General features: G+C 75.9%; 17 protein-coding genes. 4 read left to right on the top strand and 13 right to left on the bottom strand.

What is annotated here, in order from left to right; genetic code table 11:
• Positions 1–3: 3 nt before the first annotated feature.
• From PSQ21_RS34275 to PSQ21_RS34225, 11 genes are all read right to left on the bottom strand, one after another.
• The gene (locus PSQ21_RS34275) at positions 4–1,836 is read right to left on the bottom strand and encodes an ABC transporter ATP-binding protein (RefSeq protein WP_274035308.1); all 1,833 of its coding nucleotides are present in this window, start codon (positions 1,834–1,836) and stop codon (positions 4–6) included.
• Positions 1,833–3,572: an ABC transporter ATP-binding protein/permease gene (locus PSQ21_RS34270; protein WP_274035307.1), complete on the bottom strand. Its 1,740-nt coding sequence runs from the start codon at positions 3,570–3,572 to the stop codon at positions 1,833–1,835. The genes PSQ21_RS34275 and PSQ21_RS34270 overlap by 4 nt, the downstream gene beginning before the upstream one ends.
• On the bottom strand, positions 3,569–5,101 hold the full coding sequence (locus PSQ21_RS34265; RefSeq protein WP_274035306.1) for a nitroreductase family protein: 1,533 nt from the start codon (positions 5,099–5,101) through the stop codon (positions 3,569–3,571). Before PSQ21_RS34265 ends, PSQ21_RS34270 begins: the two co-directional genes overlap by 4 nt.
• A gap of 14 nt (positions 5,102–5,115) precedes the next feature.
• Positions 5,116–6,483: a YcaO-like family protein gene (locus PSQ21_RS34260; RefSeq protein WP_274036086.1), complete on the bottom strand. Its 1,368-nt coding sequence runs from the start codon at positions 6,481–6,483 to the stop codon at positions 5,116–5,118.
• On the bottom strand, positions 6,480–8,102 hold the full coding sequence (locus tag PSQ21_RS34255; RefSeq protein ID WP_274035305.1) for a CocE/NonD family hydrolase: 1,623 nt from the start codon (positions 8,100–8,102) through the stop codon (positions 6,480–6,482). The genes PSQ21_RS34260 and PSQ21_RS34255 overlap by 4 nt, the downstream gene beginning before the upstream one ends.
• Positions 8,099–9,082, bottom strand: a complete 984-nt coding sequence (locus PSQ21_RS34250; RefSeq protein ID WP_274035303.1) for a hypothetical protein — start codon at positions 9,080–9,082, stop codon at positions 8,099–8,101. Before PSQ21_RS34250 ends, PSQ21_RS34255 begins: the two co-directional genes overlap by 4 nt.
• Positions 9,083–9,209: 127 nt before the next feature.
• Positions 9,210–9,344 (bottom strand): streptamidine family RiPP, encoded by a 135-nt coding sequence (gene amiA / locus PSQ21_RS34245; protein WP_257139051.1) that lies wholly within the window; start codon positions 9,342–9,344, stop codon positions 9,210–9,212.
• A gap of 70 nt (positions 9,345–9,414) precedes the next feature.
• Entirely contained in the window at positions 9,415–10,245 is an 831-nt protein-coding gene (locus PSQ21_RS34240) for an ABC transporter ATP-binding protein (RefSeq protein WP_274036084.1), read from the bottom strand.
• Positions 10,246–10,432: 187 nt separating this feature from the next.
• Positions 10,433–11,491 (bottom strand): FecCD family ABC transporter permease, encoded by a 1,059-nt coding sequence (locus PSQ21_RS34235; RefSeq protein WP_274035301.1) that lies wholly within the window; start codon positions 11,489–11,491, stop codon positions 10,433–10,435.
• A complete protein-coding gene (locus PSQ21_RS34230) occupies positions 11,488–12,549 on the bottom strand; it encodes a FecCD family ABC transporter permease (protein WP_274035300.1) in 1,062 nt (353 codons plus the stop codon). The genes PSQ21_RS34235 and PSQ21_RS34230 overlap by 4 nt, the downstream gene beginning before the upstream one ends.
• A complete protein-coding gene (locus PSQ21_RS34225; RefSeq protein ID WP_274035298.1) occupies positions 12,546–13,532 on the bottom strand; it encodes an ABC transporter substrate-binding protein in 987 nt (328 codons plus the stop codon). The genes PSQ21_RS34230 and PSQ21_RS34225 overlap by 4 nt, the downstream gene beginning before the upstream one ends.
• A 190-nt stretch (positions 13,533–13,722) precedes the next feature.
• Here PSQ21_RS34225 and PSQ21_RS34220 point away from each other — a divergent pair, with 190 nt between their 5' ends.
• The gene (locus PSQ21_RS34220) at positions 13,723–15,000 is read left to right on the top strand and encodes a hypothetical protein (protein WP_274035297.1); all 1,278 of its coding nucleotides are present in this window, start codon (positions 13,723–13,725) and stop codon (positions 14,998–15,000) included.
• Positions 15,001–15,070: 70 nt separating this feature from the next.
• Here PSQ21_RS34220 and rpsN read toward each other — a convergent pair whose 3' ends face one another.
• Together rpsN and rpmB are read right to left on the bottom strand one after the other, a co-directional pair.
• On the bottom strand, positions 15,071–15,376 hold the full coding sequence (rpsN, locus tag PSQ21_RS34215; protein ID WP_097871825.1) for a 30S ribosomal protein S14: 306 nt from the start codon (positions 15,374–15,376) through the stop codon (positions 15,071–15,073).
• The gene (gene rpmB / locus PSQ21_RS34210; RefSeq protein ID WP_030584778.1) at positions 15,376–15,612 is read right to left on the bottom strand and encodes a 50S ribosomal protein L28; all 237 of its coding nucleotides are present in this window, start codon (positions 15,610–15,612) and stop codon (positions 15,376–15,378) included. The genes rpsN and rpmB overlap by 1 nt, the downstream gene beginning before the upstream one ends.
• Before the next feature lie 71 nt (positions 15,613–15,683).
• Between rpmB and rpmG the strand changes: the two genes are divergently transcribed.
• The 3 genes from rpmG to PSQ21_RS34195 are packed head-to-tail and all read left to right on the top strand — an operon-like array spanning position 15,684 to position 17,313.
• Positions 15,684–15,848: a 50S ribosomal protein L33 gene (rpmG, locus tag PSQ21_RS34205; protein WP_003964410.1), complete on the top strand. Its 165-nt coding sequence runs from the start codon at positions 15,684–15,686 to the stop codon at positions 15,846–15,848.
• A gap of 59 nt (positions 15,849–15,907) precedes the next feature.
• Positions 15,908–16,162, top strand: a complete 255-nt coding sequence (locus PSQ21_RS34200) for a type B 50S ribosomal protein L31 (protein ID WP_103511914.1) — start codon at positions 15,908–15,910, stop codon at positions 16,160–16,162.
• On the top strand, positions 16,159–17,313 hold the full coding sequence (locus tag PSQ21_RS34195; protein WP_274035293.1) for a CobW family GTP-binding protein: 1,155 nt from the start codon (positions 16,159–16,161) through the stop codon (positions 17,311–17,313). The genes PSQ21_RS34200 and PSQ21_RS34195 overlap by 4 nt, the downstream gene beginning before the upstream one ends.
• Positions 17,314–17,397: the final 84 nt, after the last annotated feature.

The raw sequence follows: 17,397 nt of genomic DNA, 5'->3' as shown, positions 1-17,397 counted from the left end.
AGGTCACCCCTGAGCCCTCTCCTCGCGGGCGAAGAGGCGGGTCAACGGCCCGCCCGCCCGGATCAGCTCGTCCCAGGTGCCCTCCTCGACGATGCGCCCGCCGTCCAGGACCGCGATCCGGTCGGCCCTGCGGACCGTGGCCGGGCGGTGGGCGATCACCAGGGTCGTCCGGGTGGCGGAGTCGGCCGCGAGCGCCCGGGACAGTTCTTCGTCACCGCGGTGGTCCAGATGTGCCGTCGTCTCGTCCAGGACGAGTACGCGCGGGCCGCTCAGCAGCCCCCGGGCCAGGGCCACCCGGGCGCGCTGGCCGCCGGACAGGGTCGCGCCGCGCTCGCCGACGGCGGTGTCCAGCCCGTCGGGCAGGGCGTCGGCGATGGGGGCGATGCCGCAGATCCGGGTCACCGTGTCCAGTTCGTCGGCCGTGGCGTCCGGAGCGCCCAGCCGGAGGTTCTCGGCGAGGCTGCCGTGGAAGAGCGGGGCCTCCTGCCCCACCACGGACACGACGGCGCGCAGGTCCTCCTCGGTCAGGTCCCGCAGGTCCACGGGGCGGGCCGGGGCGGGGGGCACGAGCTCCACGGAGCCGCCCTCGGGGTCCCAGTACCGCGCCAGGAGGTGTGCGCAGGTCGACTTGCCCGCCCCGGAGGCTCCGACCAGGGCCACGGTCTCGCCCGGCCGGACGGTCAGATCGACGCCGTCGAGCACGGCCTCTCCCCCGTAGCCGAACCGGACCCCGCGCAACCGCAGCCCCAGCGGTCCCGGCGGTACGGTGCGGGCGGCGGCAGGGGCGGGGGCTCCGGCGGGGGCGTGCACGGCGGCCCGGACCCGGGCGGCGGCGGCGCGCAGGCCGCCCGCCCGGCCGAGTGCCGCCGCCGATTCGGCGACCGGAGCCAGGGCCCCCAGGGCGAGCGCCATGGCGGCCGGGGCCCACGCCCCGTCCAGACGTCCGGCGGACGCGGCGTGGGCGGCGGCCGCCACGACGCCGATGACGGCGGCGACGACCAGCAGATCGCGGGTGGCTCCCGCGCCGGTCTCCCAGGACTGTTCGGCACGCTGGGCGCGGGCGAGCCCGCGTCCGGCGGACCGGAGCCGGGCCCGCCTGCGGTTCAGCGCTCCCGCCATCAGGAGTTCACGCAGCCCGTCGACGCTCTCCACGGTCTCGGACGAGACCTCGGCGAGCGCGCCGCGGGTCCGCGCCCCGCGTTCGGCCCGTCCGCGCGCTTCGAAGAGCGGCGACCAGATCAGGAGGAGCGCGGCGGGGACGACGGCGAGCAGCAGCCAGGGGCCGAGGGCCGCCAGCACGGCGGCCGACACCGCGAAGACCACGCCGGAGGCGAGGAGTTGGGCGATGGCGTGGGCGTAGAAGAACTCCAGCGCCTCGACGTCCCCGAGCGCGGTGGACGCGAGGTCGCCGCTGCGCCGGCCCGCGATCCGGGCGGGGGCGCTGCGGGCCAGCCCGTCGAAGACCCGGACGCGCAGTTCGGCGAGGACCCGGTAGGCGAGGTCGTGCGAGAGGTCCATCTCCCGCCAGGTGGCGAACGCCCGGAGCAGGACGAGTCCGATCAGGACGGCGACGGTCCCCGGGGTGGGCGGGCGGTGCTCCGTGACGGCCGTGCCCACCGTGTACGCGGCGAGCGTCACGAGGGCGACCAGGGCCGCCTGGTCGACGAGGGCGGCCAGGCAGGTGCGCAGGACGGTGGCGCGGTGTGCGCCCAGGACCGGGAGGAGCGAGCGCAGGGCCCCGGTCGCGGCGTCGTCGAGGGCGGCGGGGTCCGGCCCGGGGGGACGGGTGGGGCCGGTCGGGGCAGGAGCCGGGGCCGGGGTCGGGGTCGGGGTCATGCGGCGCGCTCCTCCTGTGCGGTGCGCCCGGCCGCGACGAGCGAGGCGTACACGCCGCCGCCCGCGAGCAGGGTGGTGTGGTCGCCCGTCGCCGCGACGCGGCCCGCGTCGAGGACGACGATGTGGTCGGCGTGGCGTACGGCGTCGAGCCGGTGGGCGACGACGATGCAGGTGCGGCCCCGGCCGGCCGCCGCGAGTTCCCGCACGATGCGGGCCTGGCCGCGCTCGTCGACCGCGCTGGTGGCCTCGTCCAGGACCAGGACGGGGGCGTCGGCCAGCAACGCCCGTGCGAGGGCCAGTCGTTGGCGCTGACCGCCGGAGAGCGTGGCGCCGCGTTCGCCGACGAGGGTGGCGTAGCCGTCCGGCAGCCGGGCGATCTCCTGGTCGATCCCGGCGGTGCGGGCGGCGGCGCGCAGTTGTTCGTCGGTGGCGGCCGGGCGGGCGATCCGCAGGTTCTCCGCGATCGTGGCGTGGAAGAGATAGGTGTCCTGCGAGACCACGGCGATGCCCCGGCGCAGTGAGGCGAGGGTGTACGCGGCGGTGGCCGTCCCGGCGACGGTGAGGCGGCCGCTGTCCGGGTCCCGTTGCCGCAGCAGCAGGCTCAGCAGGGTCGACTTCCCCGCCCCGGAAGGACCGACGACGGCTGTGGTGCGCCCGGGGGCGGCGGTGAAGCTGACGCCGTCGAGGGCGGGCCGCCCGCTCCCGGGATGGGTGAAGCGTACGTCCTCGAAACGGACTTCGGGTGCGCTCTTCCAGGCGGCGGCCACGGTGCCCCGGTCGGGCACGGCGGCTTCGGCGGTGCGCAGGGCGGCGATGCCGTCGGCCGCGGACACCCCGAGGTAGCCCGCGTGCCACTCGCGGGAGAGGTCGCGGACGGGGCGGAAGCATTCGGAGGCGAGGAGCAGCAGGAGATAGGTACCGGTGGCCGCGGTACGGCCGGTGGCCGCCGACGAGCACGCCACGAGCACGGCGGCGGCCGTCCCGCCCTGGACGGCCAGGTCGGTGAGGCCGGTGTCGACGAGCGAGACGCGGAGTTTGGCGACGGTGGTCCGGTGCAGGGCGGCCGACCGCCGCTCCAGCCGTTCCCGTACGCGGCCCACCGCACCGGTGGCCCGCAGGGTCGGCATCCCTTGGAGCGCCTCCAGGTAGTCGGCGGCGAGGGCTTCGTAGGAGTCCCAGTGCTCCTTGCCGCGCCGCGCGAGCAGCCGGTCCCACCAGCGCGGCCCGAAGAGGGCGAGCAGGAGGGCGGGGCCGAGAGCGAGGGCCGCGTACGGCTCGACGAGGGCGACGGCGACGAGCAGCAGCGGCGGGACGGCGCAGGTGATGAGCGCTTGGGGCAGATAGCGCGAGATGTACGCGTCGACGCCCTCGACGCCGTCCACCAGGGTGGCGCGCACGGCTCCGGCCCGCGCACCGGTGATCGCGGTGGGGCCGAGTGCGCCGAGCCGCTCCAGCAGGGTGTCGCGAAGCCTCACCCGTACGGCGGCTCCCGCCGTGACGGCGGTCAGGCGCTGGGCGCGGCCGAGGGCTGCGCGGACCAGGACGACGGCGATGACGGCGGCGAGCAGCGGGGGGAGGGTGGCCGTCTCCCCCCGGGCGATCCGGGCGAGCACGAGGGCGAGGAGGACGGCCTGGGCGAGGTGGGTGGCCGTGACCGCCGCGAGCAGCGCGGTGGCGAGACCGAGCGGGCGGCGCGCGGTGTTCGCGGCGCGCAGGAGTTCGGGGTGGAGCATCATGGGCGTTCTTCCTCGCCGGGCGGAGCCGCCGGAGTGGCGGGTGTCGTGGTCGCTGTGTCAGGTGCCGTCGGGGTCGGTGGCACGTTCGGCGTCGGTGGGCGTCGGGCGAAGCCAGGGACAACGGGTCCTGGCGGTGGGGGCGCCCCCACCGCCAGGCCGTGCATGACCCAGTCGCGTCCGGGTGCCTCGCCGAGCGCAGCGCCCAGGTCCGCCCGCTGCCAGGAGCCGATCGGCCGGGAGCGCAGGCCCAGCGCGGTGGCGTGGATCTGGACCGCTCCGGCCGCGTACCCGGCGGCGAGGTGGCCGCTGCGGACCGCGGCCGGCGGGGCGTCCCCGGGGCAGCCGTGGGCGAGGAGCACCGCGCCCGCGCCGCCGATCCACTGCTGGCCGGCGGCCCAGCGGGCGAGGGTGGGGCGCGCGTCCCCGGAGGCCCGGACGGCGAGGCCGCGGCTGCCGGGGGCCTTCGCGTACAGCGCCGGGGCGTCATCACCGACGGCCACGGTCCAGGCGGGTCCGTCCGGCCGTGCTGTCCGCGCGGTGATCAGGAGCCGGACGAGCAGATCCTCGCTGGGCGGGTGGTTCAGGTCGTCGGGCGGGGCGCTCCGGCGGGTCGCCAGTGCCTCGTCGGTCACCGGTGCGGGGCGGGGAGCCGGGTGCCAGGTGCCGCCGGGCCGTTCGCGGGCTCGGGCGATGTGGTGCAACAGATGCCGTGTCGCCGCGAGTTCGCCGGGCGGGGCGGTCTCCGCGCCGGGTTGCGGCGACGGGGTTCCGGCGCGGGGCGGGCAGGCCCAGACGGCCAGTGTCCCGAGGTCGTCGCCGGTCACGCCGGCAGGGGTCAACCTGACTGCCGCGAGGGCCAGTTCCGGCTCGGTGCCGGGCCATGTGTCCGGCCAGTCCGGCGCGGCGGGCAGTCCGGCGGCGGCGGAGAGAAGGTCGGCGTCCGCGTCGAGGCAGACCCGTACGTCGGCGGCCGGGGGCCCGGCCAGTGCCAGGGCCGCGGCGGCGTGGCCCGTGTCCAGCAGGAGGAGCGGCCAGGCCCGATGGCCGTAGTGCACGACGGTGCGGGACGCGGCCACGGTGAGGACGACGAGCCCGCCCGGGGGTGCGCCGTCGGGGGCCGGGCCGCGTGGGTGGGCGCGGTGGGCGCGCGGGTCGTAGGCGTAGCGACCGGGCGGCAGTGAGCACCGCGGCCCGATCAGGAGGTGGGCGCGCACCGGGTGCAGGGCTCCCGCCGAGGGAACGGGCCGCAGTCGGCCCGGTGTTCCGGCGGGTGCGGCCAGGGAGAGGCGCAGGACGCGGTCCAGGTCGATCGCGGCCCGGCCCCCGGTCCCCGGACCCGCCCCGGACCGGAACGCGACCCCGGTCAACGGCAGCCCGGGCCCGCTCCAGGGGAACGGGCGCTCGGGCACGTAGGGGGCGAGGCCCGGCGCGCGCGAGGAGCGGGCGTCCGCGAGGGCCCGGCGCAGCAGGCCGGACGCGGGGTGCGTCCCGGGATCGGGGGCGGCGGTCCGGGCCGGGGTGTCGGGCATGGCGGCGCGCTCCTTCACATGTGCGGGGGCGGGGCCAGGGTGAAGTCCCCCGGCGCGGTGGGCGGTCGGGTGCGCCAGCCCCGTGCGAGCGCGGCGTCCGCGAACCGCGGGCAGCCGAAGTAGCCGAAGGCCGCCGGTGCGTTGGGGATCAGTCCGGAGACCAGCACGCGGGCGACGCGCAGTGGTGTCTCGGCGACGTCCTCCGTGGTGAGGTCCGCGGTGATCACCCGGTGCCCCCCGGCGGCGAGCGCCGCGTCGAGCGCGGTACGGCTGCCGGGATCGATCGCGGTGACCGGGACCGTGCCGAGGGCGGGTTCGGTGAAGCGGCGGGCGAGCGGGGCCATCCGGTCGTCCAGCCAGACCTGGACATGGGCCCCGAGGTCCCGGACGGCGGCGAACTCGGGCCCGCAGTCGTCGAGATAGCGCCGGTCGGCGCGGTGGTCGAGGTAGAGGCCGCGGGCGAGCATCCCGGCTTCGACCGCCCGGTACACCCAGCCGTCGGCGTCCACCGCGCCCTGGGTGAACACCCAGGTGTGCACGGCCTCCAGCACGGCCTTGCGGGCCGCCTCCGCCGGGTCGTACCGGCAGGCGAACCCGGCCGCGTGGATGCCGCGTCCGGGGTCGTGCACGAGGGCCGCCACGCAGGGGGCGAACTCGGAGGGCATCTCCACGATGTGCACGTCGAGCCCGCAGCCGGCCAGGTCCTCGGTGAGCCCGGGGACGGTCGCCGGGTCGATGCCCCGGGTGGGCCCGTCCAGGTGCCACCACAGCTCCAGGGCGTCCCGCTCCACGACTTCGAGGAGCCCGCGCTCGACGGCGTCGTCGAGGCCCTGCCCGGTGGCGATGCCCGCGTAGTTGAGGTGGTGGGTACGGGGCAGCGAACGCAGTTCGCCCTGCCGCCAGTTGAGGTGGGTCAGCGCGACGGGGGCCCAGCAGGGGCGACCGCCCTCGGCGGCCCGGGTCCACAGCGCCGGTGTGTCGGGGGTGAGTTCGGCGTACGGGAATCGCGGCCGGACCAACTGCCAGGGGGCGTAGGCCGGCAGAGCGCCCGGCCCGTAGACCCGGTGGCCCTCGGCGGTCAGTTCGGCGGCGGTGGCCCGACGCGGCGCCTGGGCGTGGCCGGGCGGCGGGAGACGGTTGCCGCAGTAGCGCTCGACGGCCTCGGCCACCGCTGCGATCCACGCGCCCCGGGGGTCGCCGAACGTGGTGCCGAGCGAGACGCGGTCGGCGGGCCAGGCGCCGAGGCGGCGGGCGTCGGCGACGTCGGCGGTCATCGCGGTGTAGCGGGGCGGCGCACCGGCGGGGTGCTCGACGGGCGCGACGTCACGGATGATCCCGCTGACGGGATCGACGAGTGCTTCGATGGGCAGGACGCTGGTCAACGGCATATCTCCGGTGCGGGCTCGACGTAGCGGCGTCGGGCGACGACGGGCAGGTGGAGGACGCTGCCCCGGGGGTTCACGGTGCGGCGGGACGGGGCGAGCCGGGTGGCGGTGACCGGGTCCTCCCCGGTGTGCGGGTTCCGGGCGTGGGCGGGAAAGTGGTGTCCGGCGATCTCCGCGCGCAACCGGGTCCCGGCGGGCAGCCGGCGGCCCAGCGTGCCGAGCGGCACGGTGATGTCGGCGGCCTCACCTGGCGGGTCGGTGCGCCGGACGATGCCGAAGGCGAGCGGGTCCGCGTGGCCGGACGGGTCGAGAGCGGTCAGGCGTACGGCCCAGTCGGCACAGGGCGCGTCGGCCGTGACGTTGATCCGGGCGACGGCGGCTCCCGCCAGGTCGAGCGGGCCGGGCAGCGGCGGCGAGAGGAGCAGACAGCGGTCGGCGCGGTCGCCGCCGGCCGGGACGGCGAGGTCGTCGGAGCGTACGGGGCGGTCCGGGTCGGCGCTGAACTCGGCTCCGTGGAGCAGCCGTAGACCGGTGGGCGAGCCGAAGGCCCAGCGGGACTCCGCCTCCGGCCGGTCAGGCCGGTCCTCCCCCGCCGGCCCTGCCCGCCACTCCGGTCCCTCCCGCGGGGTGGCGGGCAGGGCCGGCGGGGGAGTGCTTCGCACCCGGGTGCTGTGCCAGCGACCGCTGTCGCCGAGGGCGATGACGCCGTGCCGCGTCGGTTCCAGACGCCCGGCGAGCGCCGCGCGGGCCCACCGTACGTACAGCGCACCGAGGTTGACGCGTGCGCGGGCCGGTGCGGCCGGGTCGGCGGTGAGGCGGTGGCCCCAGGGCCCGAGCAGCAGGCGGGACGGTCCGCCCCAGGCGCGCCACAGGGCCACGGTGTCGTCGGCGAACGGGTCACGGGTGCCACCGACGGCGAGCAGTGGGAGGCGGCAGTTGGAGCCCAGCGCGGCCAGCCGGCCCCGCCCTCGGGCGGCCCAGAGCCCGGACCAGGAGGGCAGTTCGCGTCCCAGGCTCTCGGCCAGCCGCTCGGCGAGGCGGGCAACAGGGAGATGTTCGAGCAGGCGGGGGTCGTCCGCCAGGGCGCGGGCCAACGCGTCCGGGTCGGAGTCGCGACGGTCGCCGTGGGCCGCCCACCAGCCGGCCCGGGCCCACAGTCGCTCGGGGCCCCCGGGCTCGCGTGCCGTCTCGGCGAGCCCGAGCGCGGGGACGGCGGCGATGACCGCGTCGGGGACGCCGTCGCACCCGGCGGCGTCAGGGGTGGCGAGTGCGGTGACGAGGGCGCAGTGCGCGGCGTAGGAAGCGCCGACGGCGACGACCTCCCCGTTGCTCCATGCCTGTGCGCGCATCCACGCGACGGTGGCCGCGCCGTCCGTCCTCTCGTGGCCCCGGTAGGGGTGCCACTCCCCCGGTGAGCCGTGGCGGCCGCGCACGTCCTGGGCGACGGCGGCGAAACCGTGCGCCGCCCAGCCGCGCAGCTCGGCGCGGTGGGCGTCGCGCCCGTAAGGGGTTCTGATCAGGACGGCGGGGAGAGCGCGGGTTCCGTCCGGGAGGCATACGTCGGTGGCGAGTACGGCTCCGTCCGGCGTGGGGACGTCCACCGTACGGGTGTTCACGGGCGTGCCTCGGCGGTCCGGGCCCCGGTGCGCGCCCGCACCGGCGTCGGGGCGGGCAGAGGCGCGACGTCCGGGACGGGGAGCACGGGGTGCTCGGTGAGGGTGAGATCGCGCAGGTCGATGCGGCGCAGCCGTCGGCGCACCGGGAGAACGGTCGCCCGGCCTCCCCCGGCTCCGGCTGCCACTCCTGCTCCAACTCCGGCTCCGGCTTCCGCTTCGGCTGCCACTCCTGCTTCGGCTTCGGCTTCGGCTTCGGCTTCGGCCCAGGCGATCAGATCGGCGGTGAGGAGAGCGGCGATCAGGGCGGCCGAGGCTTCGGTGGGATGCGGCCCGGTGTCGGGCGTCCGGTGTCCGGCCCAGTACGCGGCGAGTTCACGGTGGGCGGGGGTGGCCGCGAGCCTGCGGAGCCGGATGTGGCGGGAGGTGACGTCTCCCGGGGCCGCGGCAAGGGGTTCGGTCCAGCTGTGGGCGCCCTCACGGTGGCAGCGCAGCCAGGCGATGCCCCGCCCGGGCAGCCGGTCCGCCGCGTCCCAGAGACCCTCGGGCACGGGCGAGTCGAGGCACCACACCACGGCGACGCGCCCTTCGGCGCCGCGGTCCGGGATCGCCCGGGCGAGCTCCGCCACGCCGTCCGGGGTGATCCGGTGGACCTCTGCACCCTCGGCCCCGGCGCAGCGCGCCACCGGCACGGTGAGCACGGGGTCGCCGAGGACATGGACGGTACGGCCTTCGAGCGGGGCCCGGGCCGGCGCGGAGACCGCGTGCCCGCCTTGCTCGAACGCCTCGACGAGTCGGGTGAGTTCGGCCGCGTGGGCGCCCTCGTCCCGCGCCTCCTCCCCCGCCAGCCGACGCACCAGGTCCTCGCCGGCGACGCCACCGGTGTCGATGCGCAGGAACTCCCCTCCGGAGGTCCGGAGCACGGGGGCGCCACCGGGGACGGTGACGATCCCGGTGCCGGGAGCGAGTCGACTGCGGGTCACGGATTCCTCCGGAGCTGGAAGCGGGAAGGGACGTTCGGGGCTGAACGGGGCGGGCCCGCCCGGGAGGTCACCGGGCGGGCCCGCCCCCGCGCTACGCGGGAAACCTGCCGTCAGCGGCAGGAGCCGCTTACTTCTCGGCCGGGGCGTCGGCCTCGACGGCGTCGTCGAAGGGGTTCTCGACGAGGGCGTTCGAGTGGGTGGCGGAGAGGTGAGCGAGCTGGCCCTGGTCGGCGATCGGGCTGAACACCTTGTTCTGCTCCATGAGTTGAGTCTCCATTCGGTCGTTCGGATGAGTGTCGTTCGCGGCGTCGGTGCGTGCCGCAGCACAGACACTAATGAATATGATTTTCATTCCGCAATAGCTGGAGCGGGTCGAGAGGGTGATCTGGGTAACAGACCGGCCAGCCGCCCTCGCTGTCGATCCCCACCCGGCCCTCCACGCCGAGGACTTCGGCCAGCAGACGCCGGGTGACCACCTCGGCCGGAGGCCCGTCGGCGGCGACGCGCCCCTCACGCAGGGCGACGATCCGATCGGCGAACCGCGCGGCGTGGTTGAGGTCGTGCAGCACCATCACCACCGTCAGACGGCGTTCCGCGCGCAGCCGTACGACCGTCTGGAGCACCTCCAGCTGGTGCCGGAGATCGAGATAGGTGGTCGGCTCGTCGAGGAAGAGCACGCGGGCGTCCTGGGCCAGCGCCATGGCCAGCCGGACCCGCTGGCGTTCGCCTCCGGACAGCGCGTCCACGGGCCGGTCGGCCCAGGCGGTGACGCCGACGTCCGCGAGCGCCCGCGAGGTCACCTCGTCGTCGCCCTCCCGCAGCATCCCGAGCGGCCCCCGGGCGGCATAGCGCCCCTGGCGCACCAGCTGCCGCACGGTCAGTCCCGGTACGGCGGGCGCCGACTGATGGAGCAGGGCGACGCGCCGGGCGGCGGTGCGGCGGGGCAGCCGCGCCACGTCGTCGCCCCCGAGCAGGACGCGCCCGCCGCTCGGGGCGAGCAGCCCGGCGGCCAGCTTGAGGAAGGTGCTCTTGCCGCAGCCGTTCAGCCCGATCAGGGCGACCAGCTCGCCGGCCCGGACACTCAGGTCCACCCCGCGCAGAACCATCCGTCCGGGGTAGCCGAAGGCCAGCCCCTCCGCCCGGACGACCTCCGGGCCGGGCATGACGTACGGTTCCGCTTCCGGCCCGGCCGCCTCCGCCGGGCTCGATTCCACTTGTCCGGTCAGGCCTTCCGGCATGCCACCCTCCTCATCCGCTGTCCTCCACTTCCGTCAACGTCGATGCCGATGCCGGTGCCGACGTCGGTGCCGATGCCGATGCCGACGTGTCCCGTCCGCGTACCGCTCTCCGTCATCGCTCGTCCGCCCGTCGCCGCGCCACGACCATCAGCAGCGTCGCCCCGACAAACGTGGTCAGGGCTCCGACCGGAAGGGTCAGCCGGTCCGCGTCGAGCGCGGTGGCCAGCAGCCGGGACAGCACTTGGGCAGCGGCGTCCGCCCCGCACACCACCGCCCCGCCGAGCAGCGCGGCACCCGGAAGGGTGATGCGCAGGTCGGCCCCGAAGACGGCCAGCGCCAGATGGGGCACCAGCAGCCCCACGAAGCCGAGCGCTCCCACGGCCGACACGGCGCCGGCCGTCAGCGCCACGGCGCAGACGAGCGCCGCGCCCCGGCCCCGGCCGGTGGCCAGGCCCGCGGCGGAGGCCTGTTCGTCGCCGCAGCGCAACAGGGTCAGCGGCCCGGCGAGCAGCCAGGCCGCCGCGCCCCAGAAGGCGGCCCACGGCCAGAGCAGATTCCAGTGCTGCCACACCCGGCCCTCGGTGGAACCGATCAACCACTGGACGACGCTGCCGAGTTCGCCGGGTGCCACCAGGAGGACGACCGCGGTGAGCCCGGCGAGCACCGCCGAGACGAGGACCCCGTAGACCGCGGTCTGTTCCGGGTCGCCGCGGTCCCGCCCGGCGAGCAGCCACAGCAGCCCCGCTCCGGCGAAGCCGCCGAGGCAGGCGGCCACGACCACGGCGGTGGGGGATTCCCAGCCCGCGAGGCCGAGGCCGGTCGCGGCGACCGCGCCGAGCACCGCGCCGGGAGTGACCCCGGTGACCTCGGGCCCGGCCAGCGGATTGCGCAGGGCCGACTGGAGCACGAGCCCGGCCACCCCGAGGCAGGCTCCGGCGACCAGCGCCACCAGCAGCCGGGGCAGCCGCAGTTGGAGCACGATGTGCTCGGCGGTCGGGTCGTCGCCGCCCCCGAGCAGCACGGTCCGTACGCCTTCGGGGGTGACACCCCGGCCGGCGAACAGGTCGGCGCAGGCCACCGCGGCGACGAGCAGTGCCAGGCCGCCCAGCCGGACCCCCGGCGCGCGCAGGGCCCGACGGGCCGGTCCGGGCACGGTGTCGATGAGCGTCATCGTTCCGCCTTCCGCAGGACGGGAGCGGCGAGGTCCGACAGGGCCCCCGGGGCGGGCGGGGCCACGGGCCCCCGGTCCCGGGCGGGCCGGCCGCCGCGCTTGAGCAGAACGACCCCGACCGGCACCCCGACCAGGGCGGTCCAGGCGCCGACAGGCGTCTCGACCGGGGCGAGCGCCAGCCGGGCCGGCTGATCGGCGCACAGCACGACGATCGCGCCGCACACGGCGGACCGGACGAGCCAGCCGGCCGCGCCGCCGTCCGGGCGAAGGCGGCGGGCGAGATGGGGGGCGAGGAAGCCGACCCAGGCCACCGGCCCGCAGACCGCGACGACGGGGGCGATCAGAACGACGGCGATGCCCAGCGCGGCCACGCGCGCGCGTTCGACCCTTACGCCCAGCGCCCGGGCGTCGTCGTCGCCGAGGCGCAGCACTCCGAGCACCGGCACGCACAGCACCAGAGCCGGGACGGCCACGACGAGCCAGGGCAGCAGGCCGGTGACGTCGTCCCAGGTGCGGGCGGACAGACTGCCCAGCAGATAGCGGTAGATGAGCTGGAGGTCGAGCTGGTCGGCCATGACCATGAGCACCAGCAGGCCCGCCTGGAGCGCGGCGGCGACGGCCGCTCCGGTCAGCAGGACGGCCGAGGGGCTCCGTCCGAATCCTGCGGCGACCAGGGTGAGCAGACCGCCGAACGCCGCCCCGGCGAGGGCGAGGAACGGCTGGAGCCCGAGGGGCACGGACAGGGCCAGGACCAGCGGTGCGGCAACGCCCAGGGCCGCCCCGGAGGAGACTCCCAGCATCTCGGGCACGGCCAGCGGGTTGCGCAGGGCCTCCTGGAGGACGAGGCCCGCCGCGCCCAGACAGGCCCCGGCGATCAGCGCCAGCACCATGCGGGGCAGGCGCAGTTCGGTGACCACGAGCCCCGCCAGCCCGTCGTCCCCCAGCGTGGCCGGGAGCGTGGCGGGCGGGACGTACGGCGTGCCGAGGCTGAGCGCGCAGACCGCGCTCGCCAGGGCCACCGCGCCCAGGCAGAGCGGCGCCACGGGTGGGCGCCTCACCGCAGTGCGGCCGTCGCCTCGTCGAGGACGACCCCCAGGGACCGGGTGCCGCGCCCCTTGGCCCACACCTCGGAGTCGACCTCGATGACCTTGCCGTTCTTCACGGCCGGGATCCGCGACCAGAGCGGGTTGTCGGCCAGCTTGTCGGACAGCTTGCCGTCCGGCGCACCGAACGAGAGGGTCTCCACGAAGAGGACGTCGACGTCACGGGCGAGGATCTCCTCCAGGCTGTAGCTGCCGTCGACGCCCCGGCTCTTCCATGGGTAGTGGGAGATCTTCGGGAACAGTCCGGCCGCCACATCGGTCTCCGGGGTGGCCACGCCGAAGTTCTCGTCGCTGCCGTAGATGATCAGCGCGGTCTTGTCGCTCTTCCTCTTCTCCGCCTGTGCCAGGCGGGCACGGAAGGCCTTCTCCGCCTGCTCGCCCTGCTCGGTGCGGCCGGTGAGCGCGGCCAGGTCCCGCAGGTAGCCGACGCTGTCCTGCCAGGATCCGGGCTGGACCGGCCAGAACGTCGTGGCGCCCTTCAGCGCGGGGGCCAGCTTGCCGTGCGTGTCCTTGAGACCGATCACCAGGTCGGGCCGGTGGGACAGGATCGCCTCGACCTCGGGGCTGAGGAAGCCGCCGGGCACGACCGGTATCCTCGCCGCCTTCTCCTCGCCCAGGAACCTCGGGTGCGCCAGCACCTGGGAGTTGGTGGCGGCCGGGGTCATACCCAGCTCGACGAGGATGTCGTCGCAGAGGGCGACCAGGCAGACGATCTTCTGCGGCGGCTTCGGCAGGGAGACCGTGACGCCCTGGGCGTCGGTGATCCGGGTGGCGGCCTCGATGGGCCGCACGTCGGTGCTCGTACGGGCCGCGGTCCCGTTCCCGGGAGCGACGGCGTCCTTCGCGGTGTCGGCCTCCCCGGTCCCGCAGCCGGCCAGCAGGCCTCCCAGTACGGCGATCGCGGCCCAGCGGCGGACTCTCAGCGCGGTTCGTGGCATCGACGGTCCCTCAACGTTCCTGTGCGGTCCCGGGGTGCGGCAGAGACGGCGGCGGAGCCCCGGGAGCGATCCCCGCCACAGACCGGAACCATACACATGATTATCATTTCCAATAAAGTGGGCGGGAGGCACAGCTGGACCCCACCGGCCCCCATCACCCCTACGACCCCGCCGAGCTCAGGAGTTCGCCATGCCGCAGACCCCAAACCCCTCGCCCCAGGCGCCGCCGCGCCTGCTGATCTCCGATCATGTCGCCGGCCGGATCAGCCTGTTGGACCTCCCGGACGGCACGGAGCGCGCGGAGCTGACCCACCGGCACCTCGCCGAGCACGCCGGCTTCCTCCCCCTGCCGGGCGACCTCACCGCCTGCGTGGACGACCGGGCGGGCGAGCTGCTGGTCCTCGACCCCTACGGACCCGGCGCCGGCCGGCCGCTGGTCCGGCGGCGGATACCGGTCGCGGTCCCCGCCGAGCACCTGGCGGCGGACCCGGGAGGGCGGCACCTCGCGGTGACCACCGGTCTCGGCCGCAACGAGGAGGCCTGGACCGGGCTCCTGACGGCCGTCGACCTCGACGCACCCGACGGGGCCGTCGCCGTACGCGTACGGGGGCGGACCGGCGAGCCGGGGGTCACGGTCCTCGGCGGGCGGTCCCCCCTCGTGGTGCTGCGCCACCGGGAGCCGGGCGAGCTGCTGGTCCACCGGCACCACGACCTGATGCGTTCGGCCCCCGCGTGCCCTCCGGCGACGCCGCTCCGGCGGATCGCCCTGCCGGACGACGACGGGCACGGCGACGCCCATGACCCGCTCACCGGCCGGGCGTTCGCCGCCGCGGGCTCGGGGGTGCATCGCGTACGACGGGAGGGGGACGGCCTCACGCCCGAGGCCCCCCTGTCCTGGTCCGCCGACGGGCGCTCCGGCGGACGCGGCTACTACCTGCGGCTCGACCCCGTGCGACGCATGCTCTGGTCCTGCGTGCGCGGCGGGCCGGGCGACCCCGGACAGTGGCCGGACTGGTCCAACGACGCCTGGTGGCACCACCTCGACACGGGTGCCACGGGCCGACTTGAGCTGGGCCCCGGTCTGGTGTTCCGGCTCGCGGTGACGGCACGCCACATCGCGTACACCCGCGTCCACCCGGACGGCGACGAGCTCGTCCTGCTCACCGCGCCCCCGGTAGCCGGAGGCCGCCCGGAGGTCGGCGCGCGCCTACCCCTGCCCGCCATGTCCGGTGCGCCCCGGCGCGGCGGAACCCCCTGGGACGGTGTGCAGCGGCGGGCCGTCGCCGCCTCCCCCGGCGCGGGCCTGGTGGCGGTCAGCCGGGGAGGCCACGGCGAGGTCCACGTCTTCGACGCGGACCGGGCGGACCTGCTCACGACCCTGACCGTCCCGACGCCCCTGGACGACGGCGGCCACCTCGCCCTCCTCGCTCCCGGGGACGGGGCGCACGCCGACCCGGTCGGCCGCTGACCGACGCGTCGCGGGTGGTGGCGCGGCGCGACCGCCGCACCACCACCCGCTGCCGGCGCTCGGGCCGTCCTCACCAGGAGGACTTGGTCACCCCCGGGAGGAATCCGGCGTGGGCCTGCTCACGCATCCGGACCCGGGAGAGCCCGAACCTGCGCAGGTACCCCCGCGGCCTGCCGTCGACGCTGTCGCGATTGCGGACCCGCGTGGCACTGGCGTCGCGCGGCTGACGCCGCAACTCCTCGACCGCCGCGACGCGTTCACGCTCCGGCGTGCCGGGCCGACGGATGATCTCCTTCAGCTCGGCCCTGCGGGCGGCGTAGCGGTCGACGGTCTCCCGGCGCCGGTCGTTCCGCGCGATCTTGCTCTTCTTCGCCATCAGACCTTCCCTCCCCGCGCGCGGATGCGCGCGACCGCGGCCTCGATGCCGATGCTGTCGACGGTCTTGATAGCCCGAGCACTCAGCGTGAGGCGCACGTACCGCCCCTCGCCGGGCAGCCAGTACCGCTTGCGCTGGACATTCGGGTCGAACCGGCGGGACGTCCGGCGGTGCGAGTGGGAGATGTTGTTGCCGAATCCCGGCTTCGAGCCGGTCAGTTGGCAGTGGGCGGACATGAAAGGTTACCTGCCTCTCCTTCGACGCATCCATTATTGAAAATGGAAACCATTGCCATATAGTAGCGCCCATGGCTCGCAACGAAGTACGCCCGGTCATCAAGCTCCGCTCCACCGCGGGGACCGGCTACACCTATGTCACCCGCAAGAACCGGCGCAACGACCCCGACCGGATGGTGCTGCGGAAGTACGACCCGGTCGCCCGCCGCCATGTCGACTTCCGCGAGGAGCGCTGAGGCCCCGTCGGTCCGGCCCACCCGCACACACCACAGACCCGACCCCCCAGGAGATCGTCATGAAGCCCGGAATCCACCCCTCCTACGGCCCCGTCGTCTTCCGCGACAAGGCCGCCGACTTCGCGTTCCTCACCCGCTCCACCATGACCAGCGACCGCACCGTCGCGTGGGAGGACGGCAACACCTACCCGGTGGTCGACGTGGAGATCTCCTCCGCGAGCCACCCCTTCTACACCGGCACCGCCCGCGTTCTGGACACCGCCGGACGCGTCGAGCGCTTCGAACGCCGCTACGGACGCGGTGAGGCCCGGTGAGCGAGCACCGTACGAAACTGCCCGTCGTCATCGTCTGCGGCCTGCACTCCGAAGCACGCCGCGACGTGGTGGAAGGGCTGCTGCGGGATGTCCCGCACAGCGTCGCGCTGCACCACGACCTGTCCACGGCCACCGGCGGGACGGTACGTCGCTCCCTGCGGGACGCCGGCGGTGAACTGGCCTCCGGCGAGACGCCGCTGGTGAACGAATGCGCCTGCTGCGCGCTGCGCGAGGACCTCGTCCCCGAACTCGAACGCCTCGCGGGGGACGGGCGGACCCGCCTCGCCGTCCTGGAGCTCTGGGACTCCGTCGAGCCGAAGTCCATGGCGGAGGTGATCGCCGCGCACACCACCGCCGCCGAGGTCACCAACGTGTTCACGGCGGTCGACCCCACCCTCGTCCTGCCCTGCCTTTCCAACGGCGACGATCTGGCCGAGGCCGGCCTCGCGGCGGCGCCCGGCGACCGGCGGACCATCGGCGACACGTGGGCCCGGCAGATGGAGTACGCGCCCGTCCTGGCCGTGACGCCGAGCCCGGCGGCCGACGACGAGGACCACGCCCTGATCCGGCAGCTGCACCCGACGGCCCGCCAGGCCGGGGCCGGTTCCGCCGAGTTGGCCCGGCTCGCCTTCGCGGGATTCGACGTGGAGGCGGCGGACGCGGGCCAGCACCCGGCCTGCGCGCTGCTGCCGCAGGAGGCGGACGAGGCCGGGGTGGGCACGCTCGTCTGGCGGCGGCACCGGCCCTTCCACCCCGAACGCCTCCTCGACGCGCTGGAGGACCTGAGCTGCGCGGCCGCCCGCAGCCGCGGCCGGTTCTGGCTCGCGGACCGGCCCGACACCCTGCTCTCCTGGGACGCCGCGGGCGGCGCGCTGTGCGTGGAGGACACCGGCCCCTGGCTCGCCTCACTCCCGGACGCCGCCTGGTCCATGGTGCCGCCCTACCGGCGGGCGGCCGCCGCACTGGACTGGCACCCGGAGCACGGGGACTGCTGCCAGCACCTGGTCTTCGTCTCCCCCGGCCTCGACCGCGACGGTCTGACCGGCCTGCTGGACTCCTGCCTGCTCACGGACGAGGAGTACGGCTCCGGCCGGGAGGCGTGGAAGAGCCTGCCCGCCGCGTTCGACGCGCTCCTCGACCCGGTCCACTGACCCCGCTCCGTACCGCCCGCACCCCGGCCCCGCCCCCCTGCGGCCACGGCCCACCGACCGCCCGCCGAACATTCCCGACACACC

The organism is Streptomyces sp. MMBL 11-1, from assembly GCF_028622875.1.
Classification (GTDB): domain Bacteria; phylum Actinomycetota; class Actinomycetes; order Streptomycetales; family Streptomycetaceae; genus Streptomyces.
The sequence above is the reverse complement of the archived record's forward strand: the minus strand, read 5'-3'. Positions and strand labels throughout refer to the sequence as shown.